The following is a 24,093-nucleotide window of genomic DNA, read 5'->3' as shown; positions in this document are numbered from 1 at the left end:
GCTACTTGGTGCGGCGGCGACGCGGACGAGGCTTCGCCGGGGCACGCTCAAACAGCGCCACCGACTCCACGTGATGCGTATTCGGGTACATATCAAACGCCCGAAGCTGCACCATATCCCAGCCCAGCTCACGCAAAATACCGGTGTCACGACCCAGGGATGCCGGGTCGCACGCCACATACAGAATACGCTTGGGGTCCAGCGCATCCAGGCGTTCCAGGGTGGTTCGGTTCGCGCCCTCACGGGACGGGTCAAGGACCACCGCATCAATGGCGGGGATTTCACCAAACTCAAGGGCGGTCTTCAAATCCACCAGGTGGCGCGCCACGTCGCCGCGAATCACCTCAATACGGGTGTCCGCAGAGTTCTCGGTGCGGGAGCAACCATCCGGCGCGAAGTTCGAGCGGGCATCCTTATGGGTCACCGGGGAGCCCTCAATACTGATGACGGTACCGGTTGCGCCCACGGCGTCCGCGAGCGCGGCGGTGAACAGGCCCGCGCCGGCATACAGGTCGAGGGTACATTCGCCTTCCTGCGGGCGGAGCATGGTGAGCATGGTTCCAACCATGGTGGAGGGGGCGGCGCGGTGAATCTGCCAGAACCCGCCGGCGGATACCTGGTAGCTGAATCGGCGGGAGCCGAAGGTAACTTCTTCGGTGACGGAGCGCAGGCCCGCGCCGAGCAGCTGGTCGCCTTCGGGTACGCGACGGTAGGGGGTGTGGGAGGAGCCGGGGCGGCGGCGCTTGGGCTTGCCGTTGGAGGTGGACTGCGGGGTGAAGAAGAGGGAGATTTTGCGCTTGGCGAGCAGTCCCCAGGCGTCGGCTGCCTGCTGTTCGATGTCCTTGGCGACCTCTTCGATGGAGAAGCGCGGGTCAACGATGAACTGCAGTAGGACCCTGCCGCGGGAGGAGACGGTTGCCTCGACTTCGCGTACGCCGCGCAGGTTGAGTTTCTCAAGCTCTAGGTTGCGCAGTTCGGTTGCGGCGAGGGGAAAGTCTACGACCGGTACGGGCTGGGAGGCGCGGTAGGGGTGCATACCGATGCGCCAGGTGACGGCGGGGCTCTTCTTGCCGACGCTGTTCTTCTGGTCGGTGTTCTTCTCGTTGCCGGGCTGGGTGCGGACCTTGGTCACGTTGTAGCGCACGCGGGTACGCCAGGACAGGCCCTCGTTGTTATCGCGCAGGGGCAGCTCTTCAACAATGAGGTTGGTCAGCAAGGGCGATTCGAGGGGCAGACCGCCCAGTCGGTTGATTTGGGTGCGGACGATATCGGTCTTGTAGCGTCGCTGCTCAGCCAGGCTGATGTGGCCGTATTCCATGCCGCCGAGCAGTTCGGGTACGCCGGTTGCTGCGGCGCGTTCCTCTTCGGTGGCGAGCGCATCCGCCTGAATCCAGGGGTGGGGGCGGCGTGCCAGGGAGGGTACGGGTACGGAGATGACATCTGCGAAGTAGAAGCGGCGCTTGGGGCCGATGGCGGTGATGCGTACTTCTGCTTGTTCGCCGACGATGCCGTGACGCACGAAGATGACGCCCTGTTCGGTGCGCGCTACGAAGGCGCCGCCGTGTGCGGGTGCCTCACAGGTGACGGTGAGGGTCTGCCCGACGCTGTATCCGTCTACGTTGTTGGAGGCGGCAGGCGTGGTAGCAGGGTGAGTCACAGCATTGTCTCCTAAAGAATCACTTAATGTGAACTATTTTACACCGGTTTGTACCTTTACTCCGATTCCGACGCCCCGCAGGGGGCACCAAATAGGTTGCAAAGGGCAAAGTCCAGGCGCTATTCGAGGGGATGTACGAGGCTACGTACGGGATGTACGGAGGCTCAGAAACCGGATTAGCCGATATGGCTAGCGCTTCTTCTCGCGCGCCACAGCCTCCGCCTCGTGCAGGCGACCGCGGTACACGGCGTGGCGGTTGCTCTGAATCAGTTCGCGGCCGCCACCGGCAGAACGGGTCACGTTCGGGGCGACCGCCGCCGTAGAACCGTCAGCAGCCTCTGCGGTCGAATCATTGGCAGCTGAGTCCTTGCCCTGCAGTCGCTGGTCGAAGATCTCGTCATACACTTCATCCTCGTGCATCGCCCACGGCACAGTCGCGGTCATGACGCCCGGCTCGTGCAGAAGCGCCTGCTTGAGGCGGCGCACCGTGCGGCGGTGCAGAATACGCTGCCACCAATGCTCCACCACAAACTCCGGTAGGTACACCACCAAAATATCGCGCGGCGACTTCTTGCGGCGGCGGCGAATATACGAGACGACAGCCTCCACCGTGTCACGGTACGGCGAATCAATCACCGACAGCGGCACCGGAATACCCAGGGCGTACCAGCGTTTCTTCACAACGTCCAGGGCGGCGCGGTCGTTGTTAACAGTCAGCGCCTCAATCGTGGAGGGGCGACCGGCACGCGCATACGAGAGGGCGCGAACCGCCGGGCGGCGCACACGCTCCACGTACACGATGGCGTGCACACGCGAAGGCAGGGCCGCCACATCCGCAACGGATTCAGCGTTCAGGGGGATGTCCAGGGCGGCATCCACCGCATCGTAGTGGCGGCGAGTCACAACCATACCTCCAACCATCAGGGCAATCATTCCAAGGGAGAGCCACGCACCGGCGGCGAACTTCGTCACCACGACGGTGACCAGCACCGCGGCGGTCACCATCACGCCCACCGCAGAGACCGCAATATCGCGCAGCAGGGCGCGGCGCGGCATCTGCGCCAGGGTGATGCGCAGCAGACGCATGCGGTAGCGCACCACCGCCAGCTGAACCAGCACCATGGACAGGCACATGCCCACGATGTACAGCTGAATCAGCGAATACACGTCCGAATTAAAAACGGTGGTGAGGAAAATCGAAATCGCAGACAGCGCCAGCACACCGTTCGCGTACAGGCCGCGCGAATCCACGCTGCGGAAGAACACTGGTAGGTACTGGTAGTCGGCCAGCGACGAAGCAATCACCGGGAAGCCCGTAAACGCGGTCAGCGAGGCAATAATCAGCACGCCCACCGTGGCAAAAACCAGCAGCTGCGCGAAGAACGGCACACCCTGATAAATTGCCAACGCCACCTGGTACAGCGCAGGCTTCTGGTGGAAGTACTCCCCCGGCGTGTGCCCGTCAATGAACAAGAAACGGGTCGTATCGTGCACCATGTGAACGCGGGTTGCCGCCGCAAAACCGAGCAGGCTCACCAACAGCACCGAGGTAATGACGCCCATCAGCATCATGGTGATCGCCGCATTGTATTTCTTCGGGCGGCGGAAGTACCTCACCGAATTAGAAATCGTCGAAACACCCGAGAACGCCACCAGGCCCGCAGAGAAAGATCGCGCCAGAAGCAATATCAGCGCCAGACCCTCCAACGAGTGGGTCTCGAACTCGGGGGCAATCACATAGGTCGCCGACTCAGCCAGCGGCAGGGTACCCGTGGCGGCACGAATCCAACCCACAATGAGGGTCGCTCCTAACAGCGCCAAGAAAACATACAGCGGCCAGTACGCAATCTTGCCCAACAGCTGCACGCCACGCAACGCAAACAGCGTCAGGGCAACAATGAGCAGCACCGCAATGTGCGTGCGCCAATCCTGAATCTGCGGGTACAGCGCCACCAAAAACGAGGACGCCGAAGACATCGACACCGCCACCGTGAGCGTATAGTCCATCAGCGACGAAGCACCCATCACAATCGAGGGCAACGCACCCAGTTTGCGGTGCACCAGCTGAATATCGCCCTCAGAAGCAATCTGATTAATGTTGTAGCGGTATGTGCCAATCACCAGCAGACCCACCATCGCCACGCCTAAACCAATCCAGGGCGAAAAAGCGAGCGCAGACGCACCCGCGGCGGCAAGGGTCAAAATCATCTGATCGGCGGCGTAAGCAACCGAAGAGATGCCGTCGGCACCGAAAAGAGGCAGGGCGTAGCGCTTCGGCAGCGCGACTGCCGAAAGATTTCGCGTGCTGACCGGCTGACCGGTCAGGGCGATGCGCATCCTATCCCAACGATTCCTCACGCTGTTAAGGCTATCGGTCGCGGCTTCAAAGCTCAATTTTATTCAGCCGAATAGTGGGCATTGCGAGCGGAATATCACGGGGCATCGGCGCGGAACCCCACCCGCCCATTACACTGGTAGAGGTAGACGGTAACGCCTTATCAGCACAAATCATCAACACTCGGAGGGATGTATGCCTCACTTCGTCATTATGGGTGCCGGACGCGTGGGCGTCATGCTGGCGCGCACTCTGGAAGCTTCAGGGCATACGGTCGCCGTCATTGACCAGGACGAACGTGCTTTCCAGCCGCTGCGTAAAGGCTTTGAGGGCCGCCTGGTGACCGGTGTCGGCTTTGATGAGGACACCCTCAAGCGTGCCGGCATTACCGAGGCGTACGCTTTTGCCGCCGTCTCTTCGGGCGATAACTCGAATATTATTGCCGCCCGTGTGGCACGCGAAATGTTCAAGGTGAAGAACGTTGTGGCGCGTGTGTACGACCCGAACCGCGCCGAGTTCTTCCAGCGCATGGGTATTCCCACGGTCGCTTCGGTGCGTTGGTCCACCGACCAGGTGCTGCGCCGCCTGCTACCCGAGCAGGCGCTCAAGGGCGACTTCCGCGAACCCTCGGGCCGCCTCATGCTCACCGAAATTCCGCTCGACGACGGCTGGGCTGGCCACGCACTGACCAGCATCGAACGTGCCGCCGGGGTGCGCATCGCCTACATCACCCGCTTTGGTGAGGGCATGCTCCCCCGCCCCGATTCCGCCTACCAGCAGGGCGATAGCGTGCACGTGATGATGCGCACCGACGACGTCGCGGACGTAACCCGCATTCTTTCCCGCCCGCCGCGTGTTGAAGATGAAGAAATGGAAGCGGACTACGCCCCTGCATCCGGTCACCGCAAGCACCCCCACGCTCCGAAGAAACCCGCCGAATCCGGCGTGACGATTACCCCCGAGCAGGAGCACAACGAAACCCCCGTTGTCGAGCACGAATTCCATCTCGGTGACACTCCCCCGGAGCTACCCGACCCCCTCGAACTCATCGGCCGCCATCGTGACTCCTCGAAAGGTGAGAAGTAAGTGAAGGTCCTCATTGTTGGTGCCGGCTCCGTGGGTGCCTCCATCGCTAAAGAACTCATGATGAACGGCCACGACGTGACCATCATCGACTCCAAGCCCGAAGCCAAGAAGCGCGCCGACCTGCCCGGCGTGCGCTGGCATATCGGTGACGCCTGCGAGCTGTCCGTACTGCGCCAGGTACACCCGAACAAGGCGGACGTGGTCGTTGCCGCAACCGGTGACGACAAGGCAAACCTGATGGTGTCCCTACTGGTGCGTAGTGAGTTCGGTGTGCCGCGCACCGTGGCGCGCGTGAACAACCCGCGTAATGAGTGGCTCTTTGATGATTCCTGGGGCGTGGACGTTGCCGTGTCCACCCCGCGTCTGATGACCGCCCTCGTTGAGGAAGCCGTGGAAGTCGGCGACGTGGTGCGCCTGCTGACCCTGCAGGCTGGCGGCGCGACCCTCGCCGAGTACACCGTGCCGGATGACCACCCCGTCATCGGTTACCGCGTGGATCACGTGCAGTGGCCCGTTGATACGGTGCTCACCGCGATCCTGCGTGACGGCGCGCCAATCCCGCCCAGTGCCGACGTGGCGATTGAGGGCGGCGACGAGCTGTTCTTCATCACGACCATTGCCGGTGAGGATCAGATCCGCGCACTGTTTGCATAGCACTGTTCGCATAGCGTTTATACGTAAGTTTTTGAGGAGGCGAAAGCCCCGGTCACGGGTACCGGGGCTTTCGCGTACTTCTATGAAGTTCTTCTACGTATGAAGTTGTGGAGTTAGCGGCTTTCTGAACCGTCAACTTCGGCAGTTTCGGCAGCCTCGGGGTCCTCGCTCACCAGCGCCTCCTCGGGAGCCGACACACGCCACGCCAGCCACACGCCCAAAGCGTACAGCGGCAGACCCATCACCAGGCGGGTCGCACCCAGCGCCTCCACATTATTCGCAAAATACAGGGGCACCTGCACGGCAAGGCGCAGCATCATCAGCACGGTAATAATCCAGGTCGCCAGCATGTACTGGCGCAGGCGCACCGGGTTCTGGCGCCAGCTCAGCGCCTCACCGCGAATCACCGCGAAAATCAGACCCATCAGCGGCCAACGCACCAGCATCGACAGCAGATACGCCAGAATGTACACGCCGTTCGTCCAGAAGCCCACCACAAAGTAGTCGCTCGCATTACCGGTACGGTACGCGGCAAACGCACAAATTGCCACGCCCACCAGGCCGGTCAGCGCACTCACCAGCTTAGAGCCCTGCACCAGGCGAATCAGCGTGAACACACCCGCCGCAGCCAACGCCGCAATCAGGGACAGGTTCAGTTCCTTCGTCACGGTGAACAACACCAGGAACGCCACAGCGGGCAGGGAGGATTCCACCAGGCCGCGCCAGCCGCCGATAGCGTGCAGAATATCCACATCACCGTTGGCAGTGCGGCGCATATTCGCACCCATGGAGGCGCTCAGGCTCTGCGCCAGCTGATTCTCCTCCTGCGCCGGGTCAGCAACCGGGCTAGATGCGGGGTTAGCGTTCGGATCGGGCTGGGTCGAAGACTGCTCAGCGCTCATGTTTTCCCTTCTCAGCAAAGAATTGCGGCACAATCTCATAGCGCGGGTTATAAATCACCGGCTGATGTGCCCTCACAGACACCACCCCGGAACAGCGTAACAACGCACCGGCAAGCACGCCGGGCACCATCCGCTGCCCCTGCCACTTCAGCAGCACCCTATCCCCCGGGTTGAACGGCGCATACGGCGGGAAAGACACCTCGTGAGGCTCCTGCACCGCCACGGTCGCCAAAGACGCCGTGTTCAGGTGGTGCTGCTTCTCGGGGTCCTCGGATTCCTCCTCGAAGTCCTCACCGGGCGGCTCCACAATCGGCATACCAATCAGCGCCAGCGGACTCGACCACTGCAGGGGCTTCGACTTAGCCACCACCAGCTCGGCACGGTACATCGGCTTATCCTGCAGCGCAGGCAACCATACCTGCTCCACGCGTCCGGCAAGGCGTACGCGAAAGCGCTCGGGGTACCCGGGAGCAAGAATCTGCTCCTCAGGAACCGCGAGCGCACTCGGGTAGTTCGAAAACTCAGGCATTAGCCAATCTCGGTAATCTCAGGGCCGCGGCGAGGCATCGGGCGCAGCTTGCTGTGCTCGTTCTCGGTTTCTTCCTCAACGGCGGGCTCTTCCTCAGCCGCAACGATCAGGTCGGCGGGCAGAGTCATGGGCAGCAGCTCGCGCGGCGGGCGCGGGTCGTCGCCACGGTCCACCACGACGGTGCGGAAGACTTCCTCCACGGAGGCGGCAGCCTTATCGTCACCGAGCACAGCCGCACCAGAGATGACGCCGCGCAGGAACCAGCGGGGGCCGTCCACACCCACGAAGCGGGCGATGCGCTCGCCGGGCTGACCGTCCGGGGTGAAGGCGGGCAGGCGGGTCAGCATCTCGGCACCGAATACGCCGGCGTAGATTTCGACGTTGCCGCCCTGGGAGGCGACGGACTCGGTCAGGTCGTGACGGATATCGTCCCAGATGCCGGTGGTGCGCGGTGCGGCGAATGCCTGCACCTGCAGGGTTGCGCCGTCGCGGGTGATGGTTGCGGCGATCACCGCGCCGGTTGCGTCGTCAGTTTCGAGGCGCAGGTTCATGCCGTCGAGCAGCTTGATGCGCAGCGCACCCAGGTCGACGTAGTCTTCGAGGTCTTCGGCGGTGACTTCTTCAATGTCGTGCGGGCCGTTGACTCGGTCGTACTTGATGACCTTGGGAGAGTTCTCCTCTTCCTTCAGTTCCTCAACCTCGACGTTGGTCTCCTCAATCTCTTCGGCGACAGCCTTGTCGATGGCGGCCTTTTCAGCCTCCTCGGCGTGCTTCTTCTTACCAAATCCGAACATGGTATTCCTACTTTCACCGCACGCAGGGTGCGGGGGTTTCTTCTCTTCTCTCGTGCGGTTTTCGCGGTGAGAGCAGACTAGTGGATTCCGCTGGAGCCGAAGCCGCTGGAGCCGCGTTCGGTCTGATCCAGTTCATCCACCACGGTAAAGGTTGCGTGCTCGTACTTCTGAATGATCAGCTGGGCGATACGGTCGCCGCGCTGCACGTGGAAGGACTTGGTCTTGTCAGTGTTGAGCAGGGTGACCATCAGCTCGCCGCGGTAGCCGGAATCAACGGTGCCGGGTGCGTTCACAATGGTGATACCGTTCTTGGTTGCCAGGCCGGAGCGCGGGTGCACCAGACCAACGTAACCTTCGGGCAGGGCGATCGCCACGCCGGTGGGGACGAGGGCGCGTTCGCCCGGTTCCAGTTCGAAGTCGATGCGGGAGCGCAGGTCAGCGCCGGCGTCGCCGGGCTTTGCGTAGGCGGGTGCGGGCAGCTCGGGGTCGAGCAGCTTAATGTGGACGTTTACGGGGGTCATCATGGTCAATACTCTAACCTTTCGCGGGTGTCTGTGCCATCACCTCGCGCTGTGTTGAGACTCTACTGCGGGGTGTTGTCGTTGCGTGTTCGCGTTCAGCGCGTGCGGCGGCGTGCCATGGTGGGTGCGACGCGGCGCTGTTCTTGCGTGCGCGGCTTTCACATACTCAACGGGGCGGGTGCACTCGGCACTCGCCCCGTCATGAGGTGTATGTCGGGCGGGTGTTAGCCCTTCCCTAAAGTTTTAGCCCTCGCACTCGATGCAGTAGGACAGGCCGCCCTCTTCGCGTGCAATCTGCGAGCGGTGGCGCACCAGGAAGCAGGATGCGCAGGTGAATTCGTCGTCCTGAGCGGGCAGAACAACAACGTTCAGCTCCTCGTTGGAGAGGTCAGCACCGGGCAGCTCGAAGCTTTCTGCTGCGCTGTTCTCGTCTTCGTCCACCGCACCGGACTGCATCTCGGAACGGCGGGCGTTCAGCTCCTCGTAGGACTCTTCGTTCTGCTCTTCGTCCTGCTTGCGAGGTGCATCGTAATCAGTTGCCAAACTTTCACGCTCCGTTGGTTCTGTGGCTGTGTGTTGGGACTAGGCCACGCTGGTTTATTGAGTGCTCTAGGTGCCGCTGGTGTGTAATTAACCCTGACGGCATGCCAGGTATTGTTCACCATTGGCACCCTATTTGTCTAATCCTGGGTAGGCTTTGGACTGTTTAGGCGTCACATTCTATCTTTTTCGGTGCGAAAAGTACATCTTTTTTTGGTGAAAATCCCGCCTCCGCTACTGATTTACCGCGCTTTCACGGTACCCTGGTAGGTAGTTTGCGTTCCGTGCAACACATTCACGAACGCGTCCGGTTCACCTATGGAGGTTCTCATGCTTGAACTGCGTCTGATTGGCGTTCACGATGACGGCGAAAATCTGGTGCTTGAGTCTGCTGACGGCACCCGCTTCTTGCTGCCGATTGACGCGAACCTGCGCACGAGCATCACCAAGGCTCGCCGTATTCAGCCTGCCCGCGGTCTGGGCGCTAAGGGCACCTTCGGTCCGCGCGATATTCAGACCCGTTTCCGTCAGGGTGCCTCCGTTGAGGAAATCGCTGAAGAGTCCGGTTGGGAGCCGGAGCGCGTGCGCCGCTACGAGTGGCCTATTGTTGCTGAGCGTGCCCACATTATTCGTGCCGCTCAGAGCGTGAAGATTGGTCGCCGCAGCTCCGCTTCGGGTACCGCACAGATTCCCGTGACCCTGAGCGCCCGCATTGAGGAAGTCTCTGAGCGTTACGGTTTTGAGGACGCAACCCAGGACTGGACCACCCGCCAGCAGGAGAACGGCCAGTGGCGCGTTGAGGTTGATATTGCGCTGAAGGATTCGGTGCGTCAGAACCTGCCCGCGCAGGTCGTCTTCCCGGCACGTTGGGTGTACAACCCGGCGAACCAGGGCCTGTACGCTTCGAATGAGGCGGCGTACTTCCTGATGGGCAATAGTGAGGACGCTGTTGCCGCCGCCGCGAAGAAGGCTCCCGTGGAGGTTCCTCCCGCCCGTCTGCCGAAGGCACCCGAGCCCGCACCGGCACCCCTTACTTCCTCTGAGAGCGCTGATGAGCGTAAGCTCAAGGAGCTGCTGGAACGCGCCCGCTCGGTGCGCCCCGCCCAGGTTGAGGAGCCCGAGGTGTTCGTGCACCGCGAGTCAGCCCAGCCCGCTGAGGCGCCCGAAGCTGCTGCACCGGCAGAAGCTCCGAAGGCTGAAGAACCCGCACCGGTTGCAGAGCCTGCGGCACCCGCAGCACCCGCTACTGAAGCGCCCGCCGAGGCTGCATCTGCCCGCGGCCCGCTGACCGGCGCACCCGCCGCACACACCCCCGCGGCGCATCCGGCACCGGAAGACTACAGCGAACACGCACCCGCCGAAGAGCCTGCTGAAGCACCGGCTGAATCCGCACCCGCAGAAGCTGCTGAAGCTCCCGCATCGGAGAAGCCCAAGTCTTCCTCGAAGAAGCAGCGCGTGAGCGTTCCCGCTTGGGACGACATCATCTTCGGCGGCCGCAAGTAAGCGACCGCCCTCGCGCCGCCCGATAGAGGCATCAAGACGAGAGCATCTAGACATACGAAAGCCGCCGGTTATTCGCGTGAATAACCGGCGGCTTTTCTATCTTCTCAGCCTGTATCCGCTGAGCGGGGCTCTTCCGAATCTTAGAAGGTCTTGAGCATGCGCAACGGCACCAGACGCTCAGCGTCCGTGAGCGAACCGTGCTGACCAACCATATGCAGGGCACGCTCCTGGTAGTGGCGCATATCGTACAGCGCCCAGTCGTCGCGAGCGCACACCATCAGGTCGCCAATGCGGCCGCGTGCCGCATCCGTGATGACCGGGCCGAAGTAGCCGGCACGCATCAGTTCGCGAGAGTCAATCACCCATGCGCGCTCGCCCCAGTACTGCGCCCAACGCTGCGCGGTGGCGGTGCGTGCCGCCTCCGAGGTGTCTTCCAGGTACAGGTGCACGGCGCGCGGTTCACCCGCCGTCATCGCAATATTGCGGGTCAGCTCCTCAACGCCCGAGTAGTCGATGCGCTGGTGCTCGGGCACATTCACCATGCCGTGATCGGCGGTCACGAAGAGCGCCGCCCACGCCGGGGCGCGCTCCGCCAGACGCTTCAGAGCCGAGTTCAGTTCCTCCAGCTGCTGCAACCATTCGTCGCTGCCCACGCCGTAGCGGTGGCCCGCCGCGTCAATCTCTCCCCAGTACAGGTATACGGTGGTCGGGGTGCGGCTGGAGAGCGCTTCCAGGGCGTAGGTGACGCGGGCGTTATAGCCGACGGCATCCACAAAGTCGCCGCCGCGCAGCGCCGCCTCGGTCAGACCCGTGCCGCGGTACTTGCCCAGCGAAATGGTCAGCACGCGGCGGTTCGTATGGTGGCGTTCCAGCACGGTCGGCAGCGGTTGCCAGGCGTGCGGGTCCACTGACTGATCCCAGCCGGAGAGGTGGTTCATGACCGAGCCCGCTCCCCCGTTACCAGCCGGGTTGCGCACCTCGTAGCCGGCAATGCCGTGCGCGCCGGGTGCCGTGCCGGTACCAAGCGAAGTCAGGGAGGCGGCGGTCGTGGTAGGGAACGCGGCGTCCAACGGGCCCAGGTTCAGGGTCTTGCGCAGGGCGGGTGCGTAGCCACCGTAGCTGTTGAGTAGCTGCTCACCCAGGCCGTCCACCATGATCACGCAGGCGTGACGGAACGAAGCCGGGTCAACGTCATGCTCCGCGAGGCGACCGGCAAGGTTCAGCGGATCGGCTACAGAGTTGAACGCCGGGTCGGAATCCAGGGCGTGCGCGGGGCGCGCCAGGCTTCGCTGAGCCACCAGAGAGGAGGCGGACTCCAGCACATCGGCGATGCTATTACTGCCGTAAGCGGGCGCGGGAGGCAACGGCGCGCCCAGAACATCGTGCAGAGTGGGCTGTTCGGTGCGGGACGGGGCCGTCATAGGTTCCTCTCGGGTGTGTGTCTCAGGGTGTGGCGAGCGCTAATCGCGAGCGCCGTGGGGGCAGGCGCGCGATGCCGGTGCTTATCGGCGGGTTGCGTACATGCGGGCGCGGTGCAGGGCACGCGCAAAATGCTGCGCACGCTGAACCGACTCCGGGCCGTCAGCGGTCGCCGAAACACGCACCGCAATGTCCTCGCGGCGCGCATCACCGGTGAAGCCGTGGTCGGCGTTGCACTGCGGATCCTGGCAGCCGGCAGGAGCCAGCTCCATGTGCAGCGAACCGGTCCAGGCAATCTGGAAGGAAATCTCAGTCGGAGCGGTGCTACCGGCGTTGTACGCCTGCGGCTGGCTGAAACCGTAGCTGATGGTGACCGCGTTCAGGGCGCTCAGGTGCACTGCCTCCACGCTCACATGCGCCACGGTGCCCTGCGCGTCACCCTCAAGGTGCTGGTCATCCAGGTGCGCAAAGATGACGTGCTCACCGCAGAGCACCATCACGGTGATGTGGCGGTGAAAATCATCGCGTGAGAAGTGGGTTTCATGCTGTACGAAGTGCGCGTCCGGGTTCATGCCCGCTAGCGCGTCATCCACCACTTCCAGCACGAGGTCGGGGTAGAAACCGGCATGCTTAATGTCTGCGACCAGTTGCTCGCGTTCGGGGGTGGTGGCGTACATCGTACCTCTTTCGTGCGGTGCCCTCATGAGGCGACGTCGGTCGGCGCACACGATGAAGGCGGTTAGGTATTACTCCCCTCTACCTTAGAGGGTTCCAGCCGGGCTGTGCTACTTGACCACGCTAATACAGGCTCATATGACGGTGTGCAATCCCCCGGTATGCTTCGGTTACTGCCCCGCAACCGCCTTGGCGCACCCCACAGATGACGCCGACCAACCAGCCCGTCTCATCCGCTACCACCCGCTAAAATAGGAGGAGCGAAAACACACCGACACGAGGAGATATATGGCTCGCCGATCCAAATCCGCCGTCAGCGACTACCCGGTGGATGTGGTAGAGAATATCGTCGACATCGACGTATCCGCCGAGATGGAAACCAGCTTCCTGGAATACTCCTACTCGGTGATTTATTCGCGCGCCCTCCCCGACGCCCGCGACGGCCTCAAGCCCGTGCAGCGCCGCATCCTCTACATGATGCAGCAGATGGGCCTGCGCCCCGACAAGGGCCACGTCAAGAGCGCCCGCGTGACCGGCGAGGTCATGGGTAAGCTCCACCCGCACGGCGACGCCGCCATCTACGACGCCATGGTGCGCCTCGCCCAGCCCTTCGCGCTGCGCCTGCCCCTCGTTGACGGTCACGGTAACTTCGGTTCCCTCGATGACGGCCCGGCAGCCGCCCGATACACCGAAGCACGCATGGCGCCCGCCGCGCAGGCACTCACCGCGGACCTCGAAGAAGACGTGGTTGACTTCGTACCGAACTACGACAACCAGTTCATGCAGCCCTCCGTGCTGCCCGCAGCGTTCCCGAACCTGCTCGTCAACGGCACCACCGGCATCGCGGTCGGTATGGCGACCAATATGGCGCCGCACAACCTGCGCGAGGTCATCGCCGGTACCCGCCACCTCATCGCCCACCCCGAGGCGACCCTCAAAGACATCATGAAGTTCATCCCCGGCCCCGACCTGCCCACCGGCGGCACCATCGTGGGTCTGGGAGGCATCCGTGACGCCTACGAAACCGGCCGCGGCACCTTCAAGACCCGCGCGAAGGTCTCCATCGAGCAGGTCAGCCCCCGCAAGCAGGGCATTGTCGTCACCGAACTGCCGTACATGGTCGGCCCCGAAAAGGTCATCGAAAAGATCAAGGACGGCGTCAACTCCAAGAAGCTCACCGGCATCTCCGACGTGGTCGATCTGACCGACCGTACCAACGGTCTGCGCCTCGTCATCGAAATCAAGAACGGCTTCAACCCGGAGGCGGTGCTCGCCGCCCTCTACAAGCACACTCCGCTTGAGGATTCCTTCGGTATCAACAACGTGGCGCTTGTGGACGGTCAGCCGCAGACCCTCGGCCTGCTCGACCTGATGCGCGTGTACATTGACCACCGCCTGAACGTGGTCCGCCGCCGCACCGAATTCCGCCTGGGCAAGCGCACCGACCGCCTGCACCTGGTGGAGGGCCTGCTCGTGGCGATCCTCGACATTGACGAGGTCATCCAGATCATTCGCGAATCTGACGAGACCGCTCAGGCACGTGAAAAGCTGAAGGTCGTCTTCGACCTGACCGACACCCAGGCGAACCACATTCTGGAGCTGCGCCTGCGCCAGCTCACCAAGTACTCCCGCCTGGAACTGGAAGCAGAACGCGACACCCTGCAGCAGGAAATCGCGGAACTGCAGCGTATCCTCGGCTCCGATGCGGCACTGCGCGAGCTGGTTTCTGACGAGCTCGCCGAGGTTGCCGAACGCTACGGCACCGACCGCCGCACCCAGCTCAAGACCAAGGACGACATGCAGGTCGCCATTGAGGCGGTCACCGCGCAGTCCAAGGCGAAGAAGAGCCTGGGCCTCGCCCTCGAGATTGCGGACGACCCGTGCTGGGTGTTGCTCTCCGCCTCCGGCATGATGGGACGCACCCCCGGCAAGCCCATCCGGGAGGCTCTCGTGGATCCCGGCAAGCGTTTCAAACACGACGTGTTCACCTCGATTGTGCCGACCACCGCGCGCGGCGAGATTGGTGCCGTGACCTCCGCCGGACGCATGGTGCGTCTGTCCGTCATGGACATTGCGGTGCTGGACGAGAACGGCGGCACCCCCTCCATGGCGACGGCGGTGAAGGCAGCCGAGCTCGTTCAGCTCGCCAAGGGTGAGAAGCTGGTTGCCCTCGTACCGCTGAACACGGTGCTGGCGATGGCAACCGCAGGCGGCGTCATCAAGCGCCTCAACCCGGATTACCCGCTCAACCAGACCGAGTGGGACATCATGAAGCTCAAGGACGGCGACGAAATCGTAGCCGCAGCCCCCTGCCCCACCGACGATATGGTGCTCACCTTCGTCACCCGCGACGCGAAGCTGCTGACCTTCGACGCGGCGAAGGTTCGCCCGCAGGGACGCACCGGCGGCGGTATCGCGGGTATTAAGCTTGCCGACGGCGACCGCGTGATTGCTCTGGGTGTGACCGCGCCCGGCGACGCGGCGGAGGTCGTGACCGTCACCAACGGCAAGGACGGCCTGGCGAGCGCCAAGGTCACCGCCCTGGCCGAGTACCCACAGAAGGGCCGCGCGACCGGTGGTGTGCGTGCGCACCGTTTCCTCACCGGTGAGAGCCAGCTGGCTCTGGCGTGGGTGGGCGTGGGCCCGGCGAAGGCGGCGTCCTCCGGCGGTGTGGCGCGTTCTCTGCCGACCGAGCACGGTGCCCGCGACGGTTCCGGCGTGATGCTCACTCAGAGCATCGGCATTGTGGGACCGAACTATGCGGCTGTTTCCACAGCGCTGGCGGTTAGCCCGGAGGGTGAAAAGCTCTTCTAGGCACGCGGTTCACTGCCTTTCGACCTTGTGTTGTTCATAAGCCGGGGGGTGAAGACACGTTGTGTGTGTCTTCGCCCCCGGCTTTTATCTGGTGTACCTTAAGTAACACAGCACACATTTATTGACGCATTATTCTTAGAGGATTTGTCGTGCTTGATTTACTGTCCGTCACACCAGAGTTATTTATCGTGCTCCTGCTCGCCGCTTTCTGCGCGGGATGCATTGACTCTGTCGTGGGCGGAGGCGGCATGATCCAGCTCCCAGCCCTGCTCATGGCGCCCGGGTTCTCACCCGTCGCCGCCCTGAGCACCAATAAAGTTGCCAGCTCCATGGGCACTTTGACGAGCGCCTCAACCTATATTCGCTCGCTCAAAATCCCGTGGAAAATCCTGCTCCCCGTAGCATTCGTGGCGTTCTGCGCCTCTGCCGCCGGCGCGTACTGCGCCACAATTCTGCCGGCGCATATTTTCCGCCCCGCCATTGTGGTGGTTCTAGCCGCTATCCTCATCTTCTCGGTGCTACAACCGCGCATACCTCGCGGGCAACCTCGCGTGCTCGCAACCTCATCGTTCCTAGTGCGCGGCTTTGCGCTGGGTCTGATTCTGGGCGGTTACGACGGCATCCTCGGGGCTGGCACCGGCGCGATGATGCTCGTCGCCCTGCAGGTAGCCATGGGCTACGATATGCTCCACGCGACCGCCGCCGCCAAGGTTCTCAACACCGCCACCAACCTCGGCGCGCTCCTTTACTTCATTCCCCTGGGCTCAATTCACTGGCTCCTCGGAATCGCCATGGGATGCGCCAACATGGCGGGAAGCTGGGTTGGTGCCCGCACCGCAATTCACCTGGGCGAGCGATTCATTCGCCGCGTGCTCGTTATCGTTATGACCCTCATGCTGCTGCGGTTGAGCGCGCAGATACTCGGTTGGGTCTAATGCCACGAGCCTATCCGTACACAAGGAATGCCCCGGTACTTTCACGAAGTACCGGGGCATTCCTCGCAGTTTATTGCGTTCAATCTCGCCCGTGGCGGCTACGCTCAGCTGCGTTTAGAGGCGAACCACCTCATCGCAGCGGGCAATATCCTCGGGACGGTGCGACACCAGAACTGTAGCCACGGAGCTGGAGCGGGTCGCCGCATCCAAGTCAGCCATCAGCGCGCGGGCAGACTCAGCGTCCAGGTGCGCGGTCGGCTCATCCAGCAGCAGCACCGGCGAGTTCACCAGCAGGGCACGAGCCACCGCCAGACGCTGACGCTGACCACCCGACAGGAAAGAACCGCCAGCACCCACCGGGGTGCGCAGGCCCTGAGGCAGAGCGTCAAACCACTCGCCCAGACCCACACGGCGCAGAACCTCAATCAGCTCTTCCTCGCTCGGGCGATCCGAACGGTCACGAGCCAGCATCAGGTTACCCTCAAGGGTCGACTCGAAAATGTGAGCCGCTTGCGGGCACCACGCCGCGTAACCGCGCAGCTGCTCACCCTCCAGGACCTCACCGGAAGCCAGCACACGACCGGACTCCAGCGGCAAGAAACCCAGAACGGTTGCAAGCACCGTAGACTTACCGGAACCGGAGGGGCCAGTCACCGCAGTCCAGGAGCCCGCACGGGCGTTCATGTTCAGATCGGTGAAGACCGGGTGATCCATACCGGGCCAGCGGGCGGCAGCGTCCTGCAGACTCAGGGCGGGATCAGTCTCAGTGACCTTCACGCCGAGCTCCTGCGGGGTACCGCAGCTGACCAGGGTGGGTTCGCCGGGCTTCGGCGGGCGCGGGGTATCGCTCTTAGAACCAGCCGCAGATTCGGGGCGGGCAAAACGCTGGGCACGCTGACGGTCAGCCTCTAGCAGCTCCTCCATCTCAGCCTCCGCGCGGGCACGCAGACGCTCAGCACGACGCGGCAGAACGTGAGTGTCCACCTCAGCCTCGGTCGGCACGGAACGCTTCAGAGTCGAGGTGGCGACAACACCCTCCAGGGATACGTCACGCACGCTCGGGGCAATCGTCGCCAGCAGGCGGCTGAACGCGGGCCAGGAGCGGACCGCCTCAACGTGACCCAGGGAGCTTTCCAGCATGCCGGTGCACAGCAGCACCACAATCGCCGCTTCGGGGGCACGCACGGTGCCGTCAACAGCCAGCGGGTACGCAATGACTGCGCTCGCCAGGGCCGCACCGAACCAGCTCAGGGTCACGAGGGTACGGCCCACGCCCTGAGCGGTCGAGCCCTTCTGCAGGGCGGACAGGTTCTCGGCGTCCAGGGCACCGTTAGCCTTCTCAGCGGTGGATGCCACGCCGTTAGCGCGCAGGTCCTCAGCAGCCGAGAGCATGCCGGTACCCAGGCGCAGCATCTGCGCGGTGGAGCGGCGAGCCAGCGCCTCCGCACGGGCGTCGGCGCGGAGCACAATCCACGGAGCCACAAAAGTGCTGACCAGCACGGCAAGCAGGACCGGAATCAGAGCCTGCGGCAGGATGCACGCGGTCGTAATCAGCGCCGCGGTCATGACCAGCAGGTGCGCGGCCGGCGGAATAATAACGCGCGGCACGCCGTCACGCAGCTCATCAATACCGCCCACGAGGCGTTCGAGCAGCGCGTCACCGCGCAGCAGGGCACGCACGCTGCTCACGCTCTGCCATGCGCCAACCCAGGCGCGCAGACGCAGAATATTCGCGGCGGCAAGGACCTTCGAGTGGGTCATCAGACGCTCAGCGTAGCGGGCGCAGGCACGACCCAGACCGAAGAAACGCACGCCCACGATGGCAACCATCAGGTACATCATTGCCGGGCCCTCGGCGGCGCGAACGATCAGCCAGCCGGACAGCGCGATCAGTGCCGCAGCCATCAGAGAAGTAATCGCAGCCATAATCACCGGGCCGGTTGCGGCGCGAACACCAATACCTGTCAGTTCCTTCAGGGTGCGCAGGCTTGCGAACAGGCCGGCAGGCTCGGCTTCCTCGGCCTCGGCAGCTGCGGAGGCGCCCGCCGGGGCGGTGCTTTCAGCCTCGTACTCTTCCCTGTCCTTGAGCAGGTGCGCGGGGGCTTCAGCAGGAACCGCAACGCGGGCGGTGTTCGCCTCGGCGGTCCAGGTATAGCCCTGGGCGGTCTGCACGGCACGAACGAGGGTGTCGCAGCCAGCGGCGAGCTCCTGCTCGTGGGTCACGATCAGCACGGTTGCGCCAAGTTCCGCCAGGCGGTGCAGGGCGCGGGTCACCAGGTATGCCGAGTAGGCGTCCAGGTGGGCGGTCGGCTCATCCACCAGAACGGTCAGCACGGTCTGATCACCGCCAGCACGGTAGATAGCCTCGGCACGAGCCAGGGTGCGTGCCACGGCGAGGCGGCGCGCCTGACCGGCACTGAGGGCACCGGGCTCAAGGGCGGTGAGCTTCTCCATGCCCAGCTGAGCCAGCGGACCAACCAGCAGAGCAGACTCGGCATCGGTGACGGACAGCTTCTTGGAGTCCATCGCCTCACCGAGCAGAGCGGCTGCACGCTCACGCTCAGCCTCGGTAGCGCTCAGTGCGTAGAGCGCCATTTCGGTCTGCACGGTCGGCGCGGTGAAGACCGGCGACTGCGGAATCACCAGGGTGGTGCCCAGGCCGGTCACGCTACCGGTCAGGTGCACGGGCTCCTTCGAGCCGGTGGGCACCAGGCCCTCACGCACGGCACCGGAGAACACGTTCAGCAGAGTGGACTTACCGCAACCGGACTCGCCCATCACGCCGATGACCGCGCCGCGCTCACCGTTGGCAGTGGCAACGCGACGGTTCAGATTCAGCGACAGGTTAGTCAGCACGGCAGGACGCGCCGGGTAGCTCACCGACAGGTCCTCAACAGAGATAGTGGAAGGCTGGGCCTTCTGCGCTGCCGAATCCTGCGCAGTCGAGTCCGCAGCGGGGGCGGGCAGGGGCGCATCAATAATCTTCTGGGCGCTACGCAGGGCGGCAACGCCGTCCTCCGACTGGTGGTAGGCGGCACCCACATCACGCAGCGGCTGGTAGCACTCGGGAGCCAGCAGCAGCACGAGAATTGCGGTGTCCAGGCCCAGGGTGCCGTTGACCAGGCGCACACCAATCAGCACAGCAATCAGCGCCACCGAAATGGTGGTGATGAGCTCCAGCGCGAGCGAAGACATGAAGGCGCTACGCAGGGTCTGCATGGTGCGTTCACGGTAACGCTGACCAAGGGCGTTCATGGCGCGGGTCTGCGCACGTTCGCGGCCCAGACCGATAATGACGGGCAGGCCACGCACCAGCTCCAGAATATGGTCGGAGAGGCGGTGCAGTTCAGCCTGAGCTTCTGCGGTTTCGTCGCGGGTGTTCTTACCAATCAGGATCATGAACACCGGAATAAGCGGCAAGGTGCATGCCAGGACCATGGCGCTCATCCAGTCTAGGGCCGCCACAACGACCCACAGCAGGACCGGCACGACCTCGGTGGAAACAAACGCGGTCAGGGTCTTGGTGTAGTAGTCGTCCAGGGCATTCAGGCCGCGGGACAGCAGCACAGCGGTCGCGCCGGTACCCTCGGGGGTGTCTGCGCCACCGGTGGCGAGCACGCGCTTGAGTAGCGCGGAACGAATCTGAGACTTCGCTCCGGAGGCTGCACGCTGCGCGCTCACAGCCAGCAGATAGTCGGTGCCCGAGCGGACGAGCAGCGCAGCCACGGCGACCGCAAGCAGGCCGGGGGTAATGGCGTCACCGTCACCGAAGATACCGCCGAGGCCTAGTAGCCAGCCGCCGTGCGCCTCCAGCTGCGCCTGCGCGGAGCCGGCGAACTCAACGTAGGCGCGGTACACGTCCGGCGCGCTCGTCTCTTTGAGACGCGCGTGTTCGGCTGCGACAGCGGCGAATCCGGCGTGTGCCGCGCGGGCAATAATCACAGCCAGGGCGGCACTGAAAAGCACCGTCGCGAGGGTGTGCACGGCGGTAATAATGCCGAACGTGCTGAGGGTTTTACGGGCGTCAGGGCCCAGAGGCGGGCGACGGTCAGCGCGGTCGTTGCGCTTTCCTTCGGCCACCTCTGGTGCCTCTGTGTTCTGATGTTTGTCAGCGTGGCGCGGTGTGTGCGTTCGGCTCACGATTTTGTCCTTTGACCTAGTCTCTGGTGTTTTTACCTCCCCTTATTTTAAGGTTTGGGCTATCTAATACCTATTTGACCGGTCATAGTTCGGGGATTTGGTGAGTCTGCTTCCCCGTACGGGCGCTTTAGCCGCGCATCGCGTCGGCGGGGCTCTTGCGGGATGCCACCCACGCCGGGTATGCCGAAGACACCAGACCGGTAAGGGCGCCAACGCCCACGCCGAGCACCACGAATCCGGGTGAGAGAACCGCCTGCCAGCCCTGCACGAGCGAAAGAATGATGGTCGCAATCATGCCGGAGCAGGCGCCGATGGAGCCGCCGAGCACACCAAGCATGACGCCCTCCATGAGGAAGATGCGGGCAATCAGCCATTTACTCGATCCGATGGCGCGGCGCAACGCAATTTCTGCGGTGCGCGATTGCACGGACAGGTACATGGCGGTTGCCGCCGAGAGCGAGGCGAGCACCAGCAGAATCCCGGAGAGCACACCCACGTACAGACCCAGATCCGAGGCGATAGACGCGCGCAGGCTCTGCAGGTCGGAGGGGGTTTCCACGTTAATCTGGCTGGGCTCAGCGGGCTTGAGCGTCAGCGGAATGGCCTTGGCTACCGCCTTGCCGTAGCCTCGTTCGGTTTCGGCAATGTAGGTCACCTGGCCGCGTCCAGTGCGCTGAAGTGTGCCCGGCGAGACAATGACCGTGTTCCTGAATTCGTAGCCGCTGTTGCCGGGGTCGAAGAGGCCGATGACCGGCATCAGCTGACCGTCCACCCAGATACTCACGCCGGGTGCCACCTGCGGCAGCCCGCCGAGTTTAATGCCGTAGTCGACGACGGGCATCTCACCGGGTCGGGGCTCCGCCGTGGCGTTATCTGCCGCCTTATCTTCGGGAATAATGCCGAGGGCTCGGGCAGCGGAGACCGAGACGATGGCGCCCGAGAGCTGCTCGGCGCGTTCACGGTCGGCAACGTTCTGCAGGGTGAGGGGCGAGTTCATCTGTTCGAGCGCACGCAGGGTTTCGGGGTTCATGCGGGCACCGATTTGCTCGAGCCTGGTCTTCGAGGTGGAGCTGAGGCCAATCGCCGTTTTGGGTTCGTCCTCGTAGGGGCTGAACCGGGTGATTCGCACGTCGGCGGGTGCCACGCTACTAACGAATCCGGTGTTCTTCACGTAGTCCAGCGCGCTAATGCGGTCGGCAACATTCTGCGCGGATTCGCCCTGCCGGTAGGTTCCGAGCATGTTCTGGTCATTGTCCCTGTCGCTGATGTAGAGCGTGGATTGTTCGGATCCGAGCAGGCGCTGGTTCACCTGGTAGCTGGCGGATTCGCTCATGCCGGAGGCGCTGATGAGTCCGCCCACGCCCAGTGCGAAGGACAGGCCCAGCAGCAGGGTGCGTAGCGGTCGTGAGGTGAGCGCCGAGATTGCCTCGATGCTGTCGTCGGTGAGGAAGCTTCCGCGGCGATGCGTAGCGGGCTTCTCCCCCGGTGCGAGGCCGGCGGAGGCGTCTACCGTAGCTTCTGCAGGGGTATCCGTTGCAACCTCAGCGACCGGCACCGTAGCCGAGTCGGCGCGGCTCTGCTCGTGCAGCTGCCCATCCTCAATGCGGATCACGCGGCGGGCGGCGGCGGCAACCTCCGGGTCGTGGGTAATCACCAGCACGGTACAGCCGGTCGCGTTAATGCGCTGCAGAATCTCAATGACCTTGGCACTATTGTGGCTGTCCAGGTTGCCGGTGGGCTCGTCGGCAAGAATCAGCGGCGGGCGCGTGGCGAGGGCACGGGCAATAGCGCAGCGCTGCTTCTCGCCGCCGGAAAGATAGCGGGTGCGGATGCTGGCGCGGTCGCTCAACCCCAGAAATTCTAGGGTTTCTTCGGTGCGTTGCAGGCGCTCGCTGTAGGGTACGCCCTGCACGCGCAGACCCATGGAGGCGTTGGTCGTGCTGGTTTCGTCCAGCAGCATGTTTGAGGATTGGAAGATGAAGCCGAGGTGGTCTCGGCGCATTTCGTCGCGTTCTCGGTCGCTGAGTCCTTCCGTGTTTTTGCCGAAGAGGCTGTAGGTTCCGCTGGTGGGCGTGTCGAGCAGGCCAATGGCGTTGAGCAGGGTGGATTTACCGGAGCCCGACGGACCAATAATGGCGAGGAATTCGCCGCGTTCCACCACCAGGTCGAGGTGGTCGAGGACTGCTCGTTCGCTCCCCTCGAAAACACGGGTAATGCCGTGCATTTCGATAGCGGGTGCAGTGCCAGGGGCGGCATTGAGTACCGCGGCTTCTCCCCTACCGTGCGGGGCTGTCATGCCGTCGGGGGCTCGCTCGGGGGTTATCTTTCGGCGGCTCATGAGACAAGCACCTTCTGTCCCGCGCTGAGGTTCGCATTGATCGCGGCGTATCCGCCGGCGGTGCGCAGAACCTCAACGTTGACTCGTTCGGTGGCGGGCGCATCCTTGCTGGTCGAGGTGGAGCTTCCGCCCTTTTCAACGAGCACGTAGGTGCCCTGGGAGTCCTGACGTACCGCGGTAGTTGGCACCGCGAGGGTGGTTGAGGTGTTGCCCTTGCTGGTGATGGAGGCGCTCTGCCCCGGAGTGAGCTTGCTCGGGTCGTCGGCGCTGAATCGCACGCTCTTTGCCGCACCCTTGGATGGGTCGTTCTGCAGCTCACCAATGCTGGTGATGGTGCCCTCCACGCTGCCGGTAGAAGTGCGCAGGCTAACGCGGTCGCCGGCCTTGAGCTTATTGGCAACGGAGAGCTCAACGCTGGATTCCACGTAGGGTTCACTGGTTTCTACACTCGCGATGGGGTTGCCGTCGTTAATGAGCTGGCCGACTGCCGCAACTGCGGTGACGGTGTGGCTTCCGCCGGGCAGAATCGCGTAGTTGTTGCGGGCAATGCTGGTGACCCCTTCGCTGGGCACGCCGGTCAGGTGCGCGCGGTGCAGGCGCGTGACGGCGTCGAGGGTGTCTTCGGTGACGGTGCCGCTCTGAGCGGTGGCGTACCCGGCGGAGTTCAGTGCCTTCTGGAAGGCGAGCACGTCGTCGCCGTTATCGCCCAGGTTGAGGTCGCGGTACAGCGGTAGCGGCCCCTCCAGCACGAAGACGGGGTCGGCACCAATAATGCCGATGAAGTCACCGGCCTTGAGCACGTTACCGGGCTTCTGGTTCTGGTAGACGAGCACCGGCTCACCGTTGGTGCGCGCGCTAATCGGGGCGGTCTCCCCGGCCTTGGTGGTTCCGGCAATGGCGAGACCCTCGCTGACGGTGCGTTCTTCAACCTTCGCCCAGACCGGGATCACGGTTTTCGCCTGCACGGTCGGGTCGGGTCCGGTGGCTGCGTAGCGGGTGCCCAGGTAGAAGGACAGCATGAGCGAGCCAATGGCGAGGATTGCGAGCAGCAGGAGCACGCGGGGTCGGGCGATGCGCTCGCTGAAGCGGTGCCCGCTGTTTTGGTTTTTCGTGTGAGTGGTCATGGCGGTGTCTTTCTAAACTGTGTCAGCGCTGTCTATTTCTCTGCGCTGCCTATTTCTTAGCGCCGTCTTTCGGTGCGCTGTCTTTTAGTGCCCCGGTTTACTGGTGCTCCAGAACGTACTGCTTGAA

Annotated in this window: 16 protein-coding genes and 1 pseudogene; 5 read left to right on the top strand and 12 right to left on the bottom strand. The window is 63.5% G+C overall.

Annotation, left to right across the window (positions count from 1 at the left end):
• Window position 1 precedes the first annotated feature (1 nt).
• Window positions 2-1,657 (bottom strand): class I SAM-dependent RNA methyltransferase, encoded by a 1,656-nt coding sequence (locus tag HMPREF2682_RS00795; protein ID WP_070830576.1) that lies wholly within the window; start codon window positions 1,655-1,657, stop codon window positions 2-4.
• Between the two features lie 189 nt (window positions 1,658-1,846).
• Window positions 1,847-3,994: an APC family permease gene (locus tag HMPREF2682_RS00790; RefSeq protein WP_070830574.1), complete on the bottom strand. Its 2,148-nt coding sequence runs from the start codon at window positions 3,992-3,994 to the stop codon at window positions 1,847-1,849.
• 193 nt (window positions 3,995-4,187) lie between these two features.
• On the opposite strand from HMPREF2682_RS00790, the pseudogene HMPREF2682_RS00785 reads away from it, so the two are divergent.
• Both HMPREF2682_RS00785 and HMPREF2682_RS00780 read left to right on the top strand, forming a co-directional pair.
• Window positions 4,188-4,853, top strand: a pseudogene (locus HMPREF2682_RS00785) (TrkA family potassium uptake protein); the annotation flags it as partial.
• 225 nt (window positions 4,854-5,078) lie between these two features.
• Window positions 5,079-5,732, top strand: a complete 654-nt coding sequence (locus HMPREF2682_RS00780) for a potassium channel family protein (RefSeq protein WP_070593496.1) — start codon at window positions 5,079-5,081, stop codon at window positions 5,730-5,732.
• Between the two features lie 113 nt (window positions 5,733-5,845).
• Here the strand turns inward: HMPREF2682_RS00780 and HMPREF2682_RS00775 are convergent, their stop codons facing one another.
• The 5 genes from HMPREF2682_RS00775 to HMPREF2682_RS00755 form a co-directional block, all read right to left on the bottom strand.
• A complete protein-coding gene (locus HMPREF2682_RS00775) occupies window positions 5,846-6,634 on the bottom strand; it encodes a DUF3159 domain-containing protein (RefSeq protein WP_070830570.1) in 789 nt (262 codons plus the stop codon).
• On the bottom strand, window positions 6,624-7,163 hold the full coding sequence (locus tag HMPREF2682_RS00770) for a hypothetical protein (RefSeq protein ID WP_012903717.1): 540 nt from the start codon (window positions 7,161-7,163) through the stop codon (window positions 6,624-6,626). Before HMPREF2682_RS00770 ends, HMPREF2682_RS00775 begins: the two co-directional genes overlap by 11 nt.
• Window positions 7,163-7,957: a DUF3710 domain-containing protein gene (locus HMPREF2682_RS00765; protein ID WP_070830568.1), complete on the bottom strand. Its 795-nt coding sequence runs from the start codon at window positions 7,955-7,957 to the stop codon at window positions 7,163-7,165. Before HMPREF2682_RS00765 ends, HMPREF2682_RS00770 begins: the two co-directional genes overlap by 1 nt.
• Before the next feature lie 77 nt (window positions 7,958-8,034).
• On the bottom strand, window positions 8,035-8,481 hold the full coding sequence (gene dut, locus HMPREF2682_RS00760; RefSeq protein ID WP_049354821.1) for a dUTP diphosphatase: 447 nt from the start codon (window positions 8,479-8,481) through the stop codon (window positions 8,035-8,037).
• A 240-nt stretch (window positions 8,482-8,721) separates the two neighbouring features.
• Complete coding sequence (locus HMPREF2682_RS00755) at window positions 8,722-9,021, bottom strand: DUF4193 domain-containing protein (protein ID WP_005506382.1); 300 nt, start codon at window positions 9,019-9,021, stop codon at window positions 8,722-8,724.
• Between the two features lie 327 nt (window positions 9,022-9,348).
• Here HMPREF2682_RS00755 and sepH point away from each other — a divergent pair, with 327 nt between their 5' ends.
• Window positions 9,349-10,521, top strand: coding sequence for a septation protein SepH (gene sepH / locus HMPREF2682_RS00750; protein ID WP_210400845.1), 1,173 nt, complete (start codon window positions 9,349-9,351; stop codon window positions 10,519-10,521).
• 140 nt (window positions 10,522-10,661) lie between these two features.
• On the opposite strand, the gene HMPREF2682_RS00745 is transcribed toward sepH, so the two are convergent.
• Together HMPREF2682_RS00745 and HMPREF2682_RS00740 are read right to left on the bottom strand one after the other, a co-directional pair.
• The gene (locus tag HMPREF2682_RS00745; RefSeq protein WP_070830564.1) at window positions 10,662-11,942 is read right to left on the bottom strand and encodes an alkaline phosphatase family protein; all 1,281 of its coding nucleotides are present in this window, start codon (window positions 11,940-11,942) and stop codon (window positions 10,662-10,664) included.
• An 81-nt stretch (window positions 11,943-12,023) separates the two neighbouring features.
• The gene (locus HMPREF2682_RS00740) at window positions 12,024-12,617 is read right to left on the bottom strand and encodes a DUF5998 family protein (protein WP_005506389.1); all 594 of its coding nucleotides are present in this window, start codon (window positions 12,615-12,617) and stop codon (window positions 12,024-12,026) included.
• 286 nt (window positions 12,618-12,903) lie between these two features.
• Here HMPREF2682_RS00740 and HMPREF2682_RS00735 point away from each other — a divergent pair, with 286 nt between their 5' ends.
• A complete protein-coding gene (locus HMPREF2682_RS00735) occupies window positions 12,904-15,429 on the top strand; it encodes a DNA gyrase/topoisomerase IV subunit A (RefSeq protein ID WP_070830562.1) in 2,526 nt (841 codons plus the stop codon).
• Window positions 15,430-15,578: 149 nt separating this feature from the next.
• A complete protein-coding gene (locus HMPREF2682_RS00730) occupies window positions 15,579-16,364 on the top strand; it encodes a sulfite exporter TauE/SafE family protein (RefSeq protein WP_070830560.1) in 786 nt (261 codons plus the stop codon).
• A gap of 114 nt (window positions 16,365-16,478) precedes the next feature.
• Here the strand turns inward: HMPREF2682_RS00730 and HMPREF2682_RS00725 are convergent, their stop codons facing one another.
• From HMPREF2682_RS00725 to HMPREF2682_RS00715, 3 genes are all read right to left on the bottom strand, one after another.
• Window positions 16,479-20,444, bottom strand: coding sequence for a thiol reductant ABC exporter subunit CydD/CydC (locus HMPREF2682_RS00725; RefSeq protein ID WP_246827227.1), 3,966 nt, complete (start codon window positions 20,442-20,444; stop codon window positions 16,479-16,481).
• Window positions 20,445-20,631: 187 nt separating this feature from the next.
• Window positions 20,632-22,842, bottom strand: coding sequence for an ABC transporter ATP-binding protein/permease (locus HMPREF2682_RS00720; protein ID WP_070830556.1), 2,211 nt, complete (start codon window positions 22,840-22,842; stop codon window positions 20,632-20,634).
• Window positions 22,839-23,966 carry an efflux RND transporter periplasmic adaptor subunit gene (locus HMPREF2682_RS00715; RefSeq protein ID WP_070830554.1) on the bottom strand — a complete coding sequence of 376 codons (1,128 nt, stop codon included), beginning with the start codon at window positions 23,964-23,966 and terminating at the stop codon, window positions 22,839-22,841. Before HMPREF2682_RS00715 ends, HMPREF2682_RS00720 begins: the two co-directional genes overlap by 4 nt.
• Between the last annotated feature and the right edge of the window lie 127 nt (window positions 23,967-24,093).

This window comes from Rothia sp. HMSC061D12 (genome assembly GCF_001836735.1).
Taxonomy (GTDB): Bacteria; Actinomycetota; Actinomycetes; order Actinomycetales; family Micrococcaceae; genus Rothia.
The sequence above is the reverse complement of the archived record's forward strand: the minus strand, read 5'-3'. Positions and strand labels throughout refer to the sequence as shown.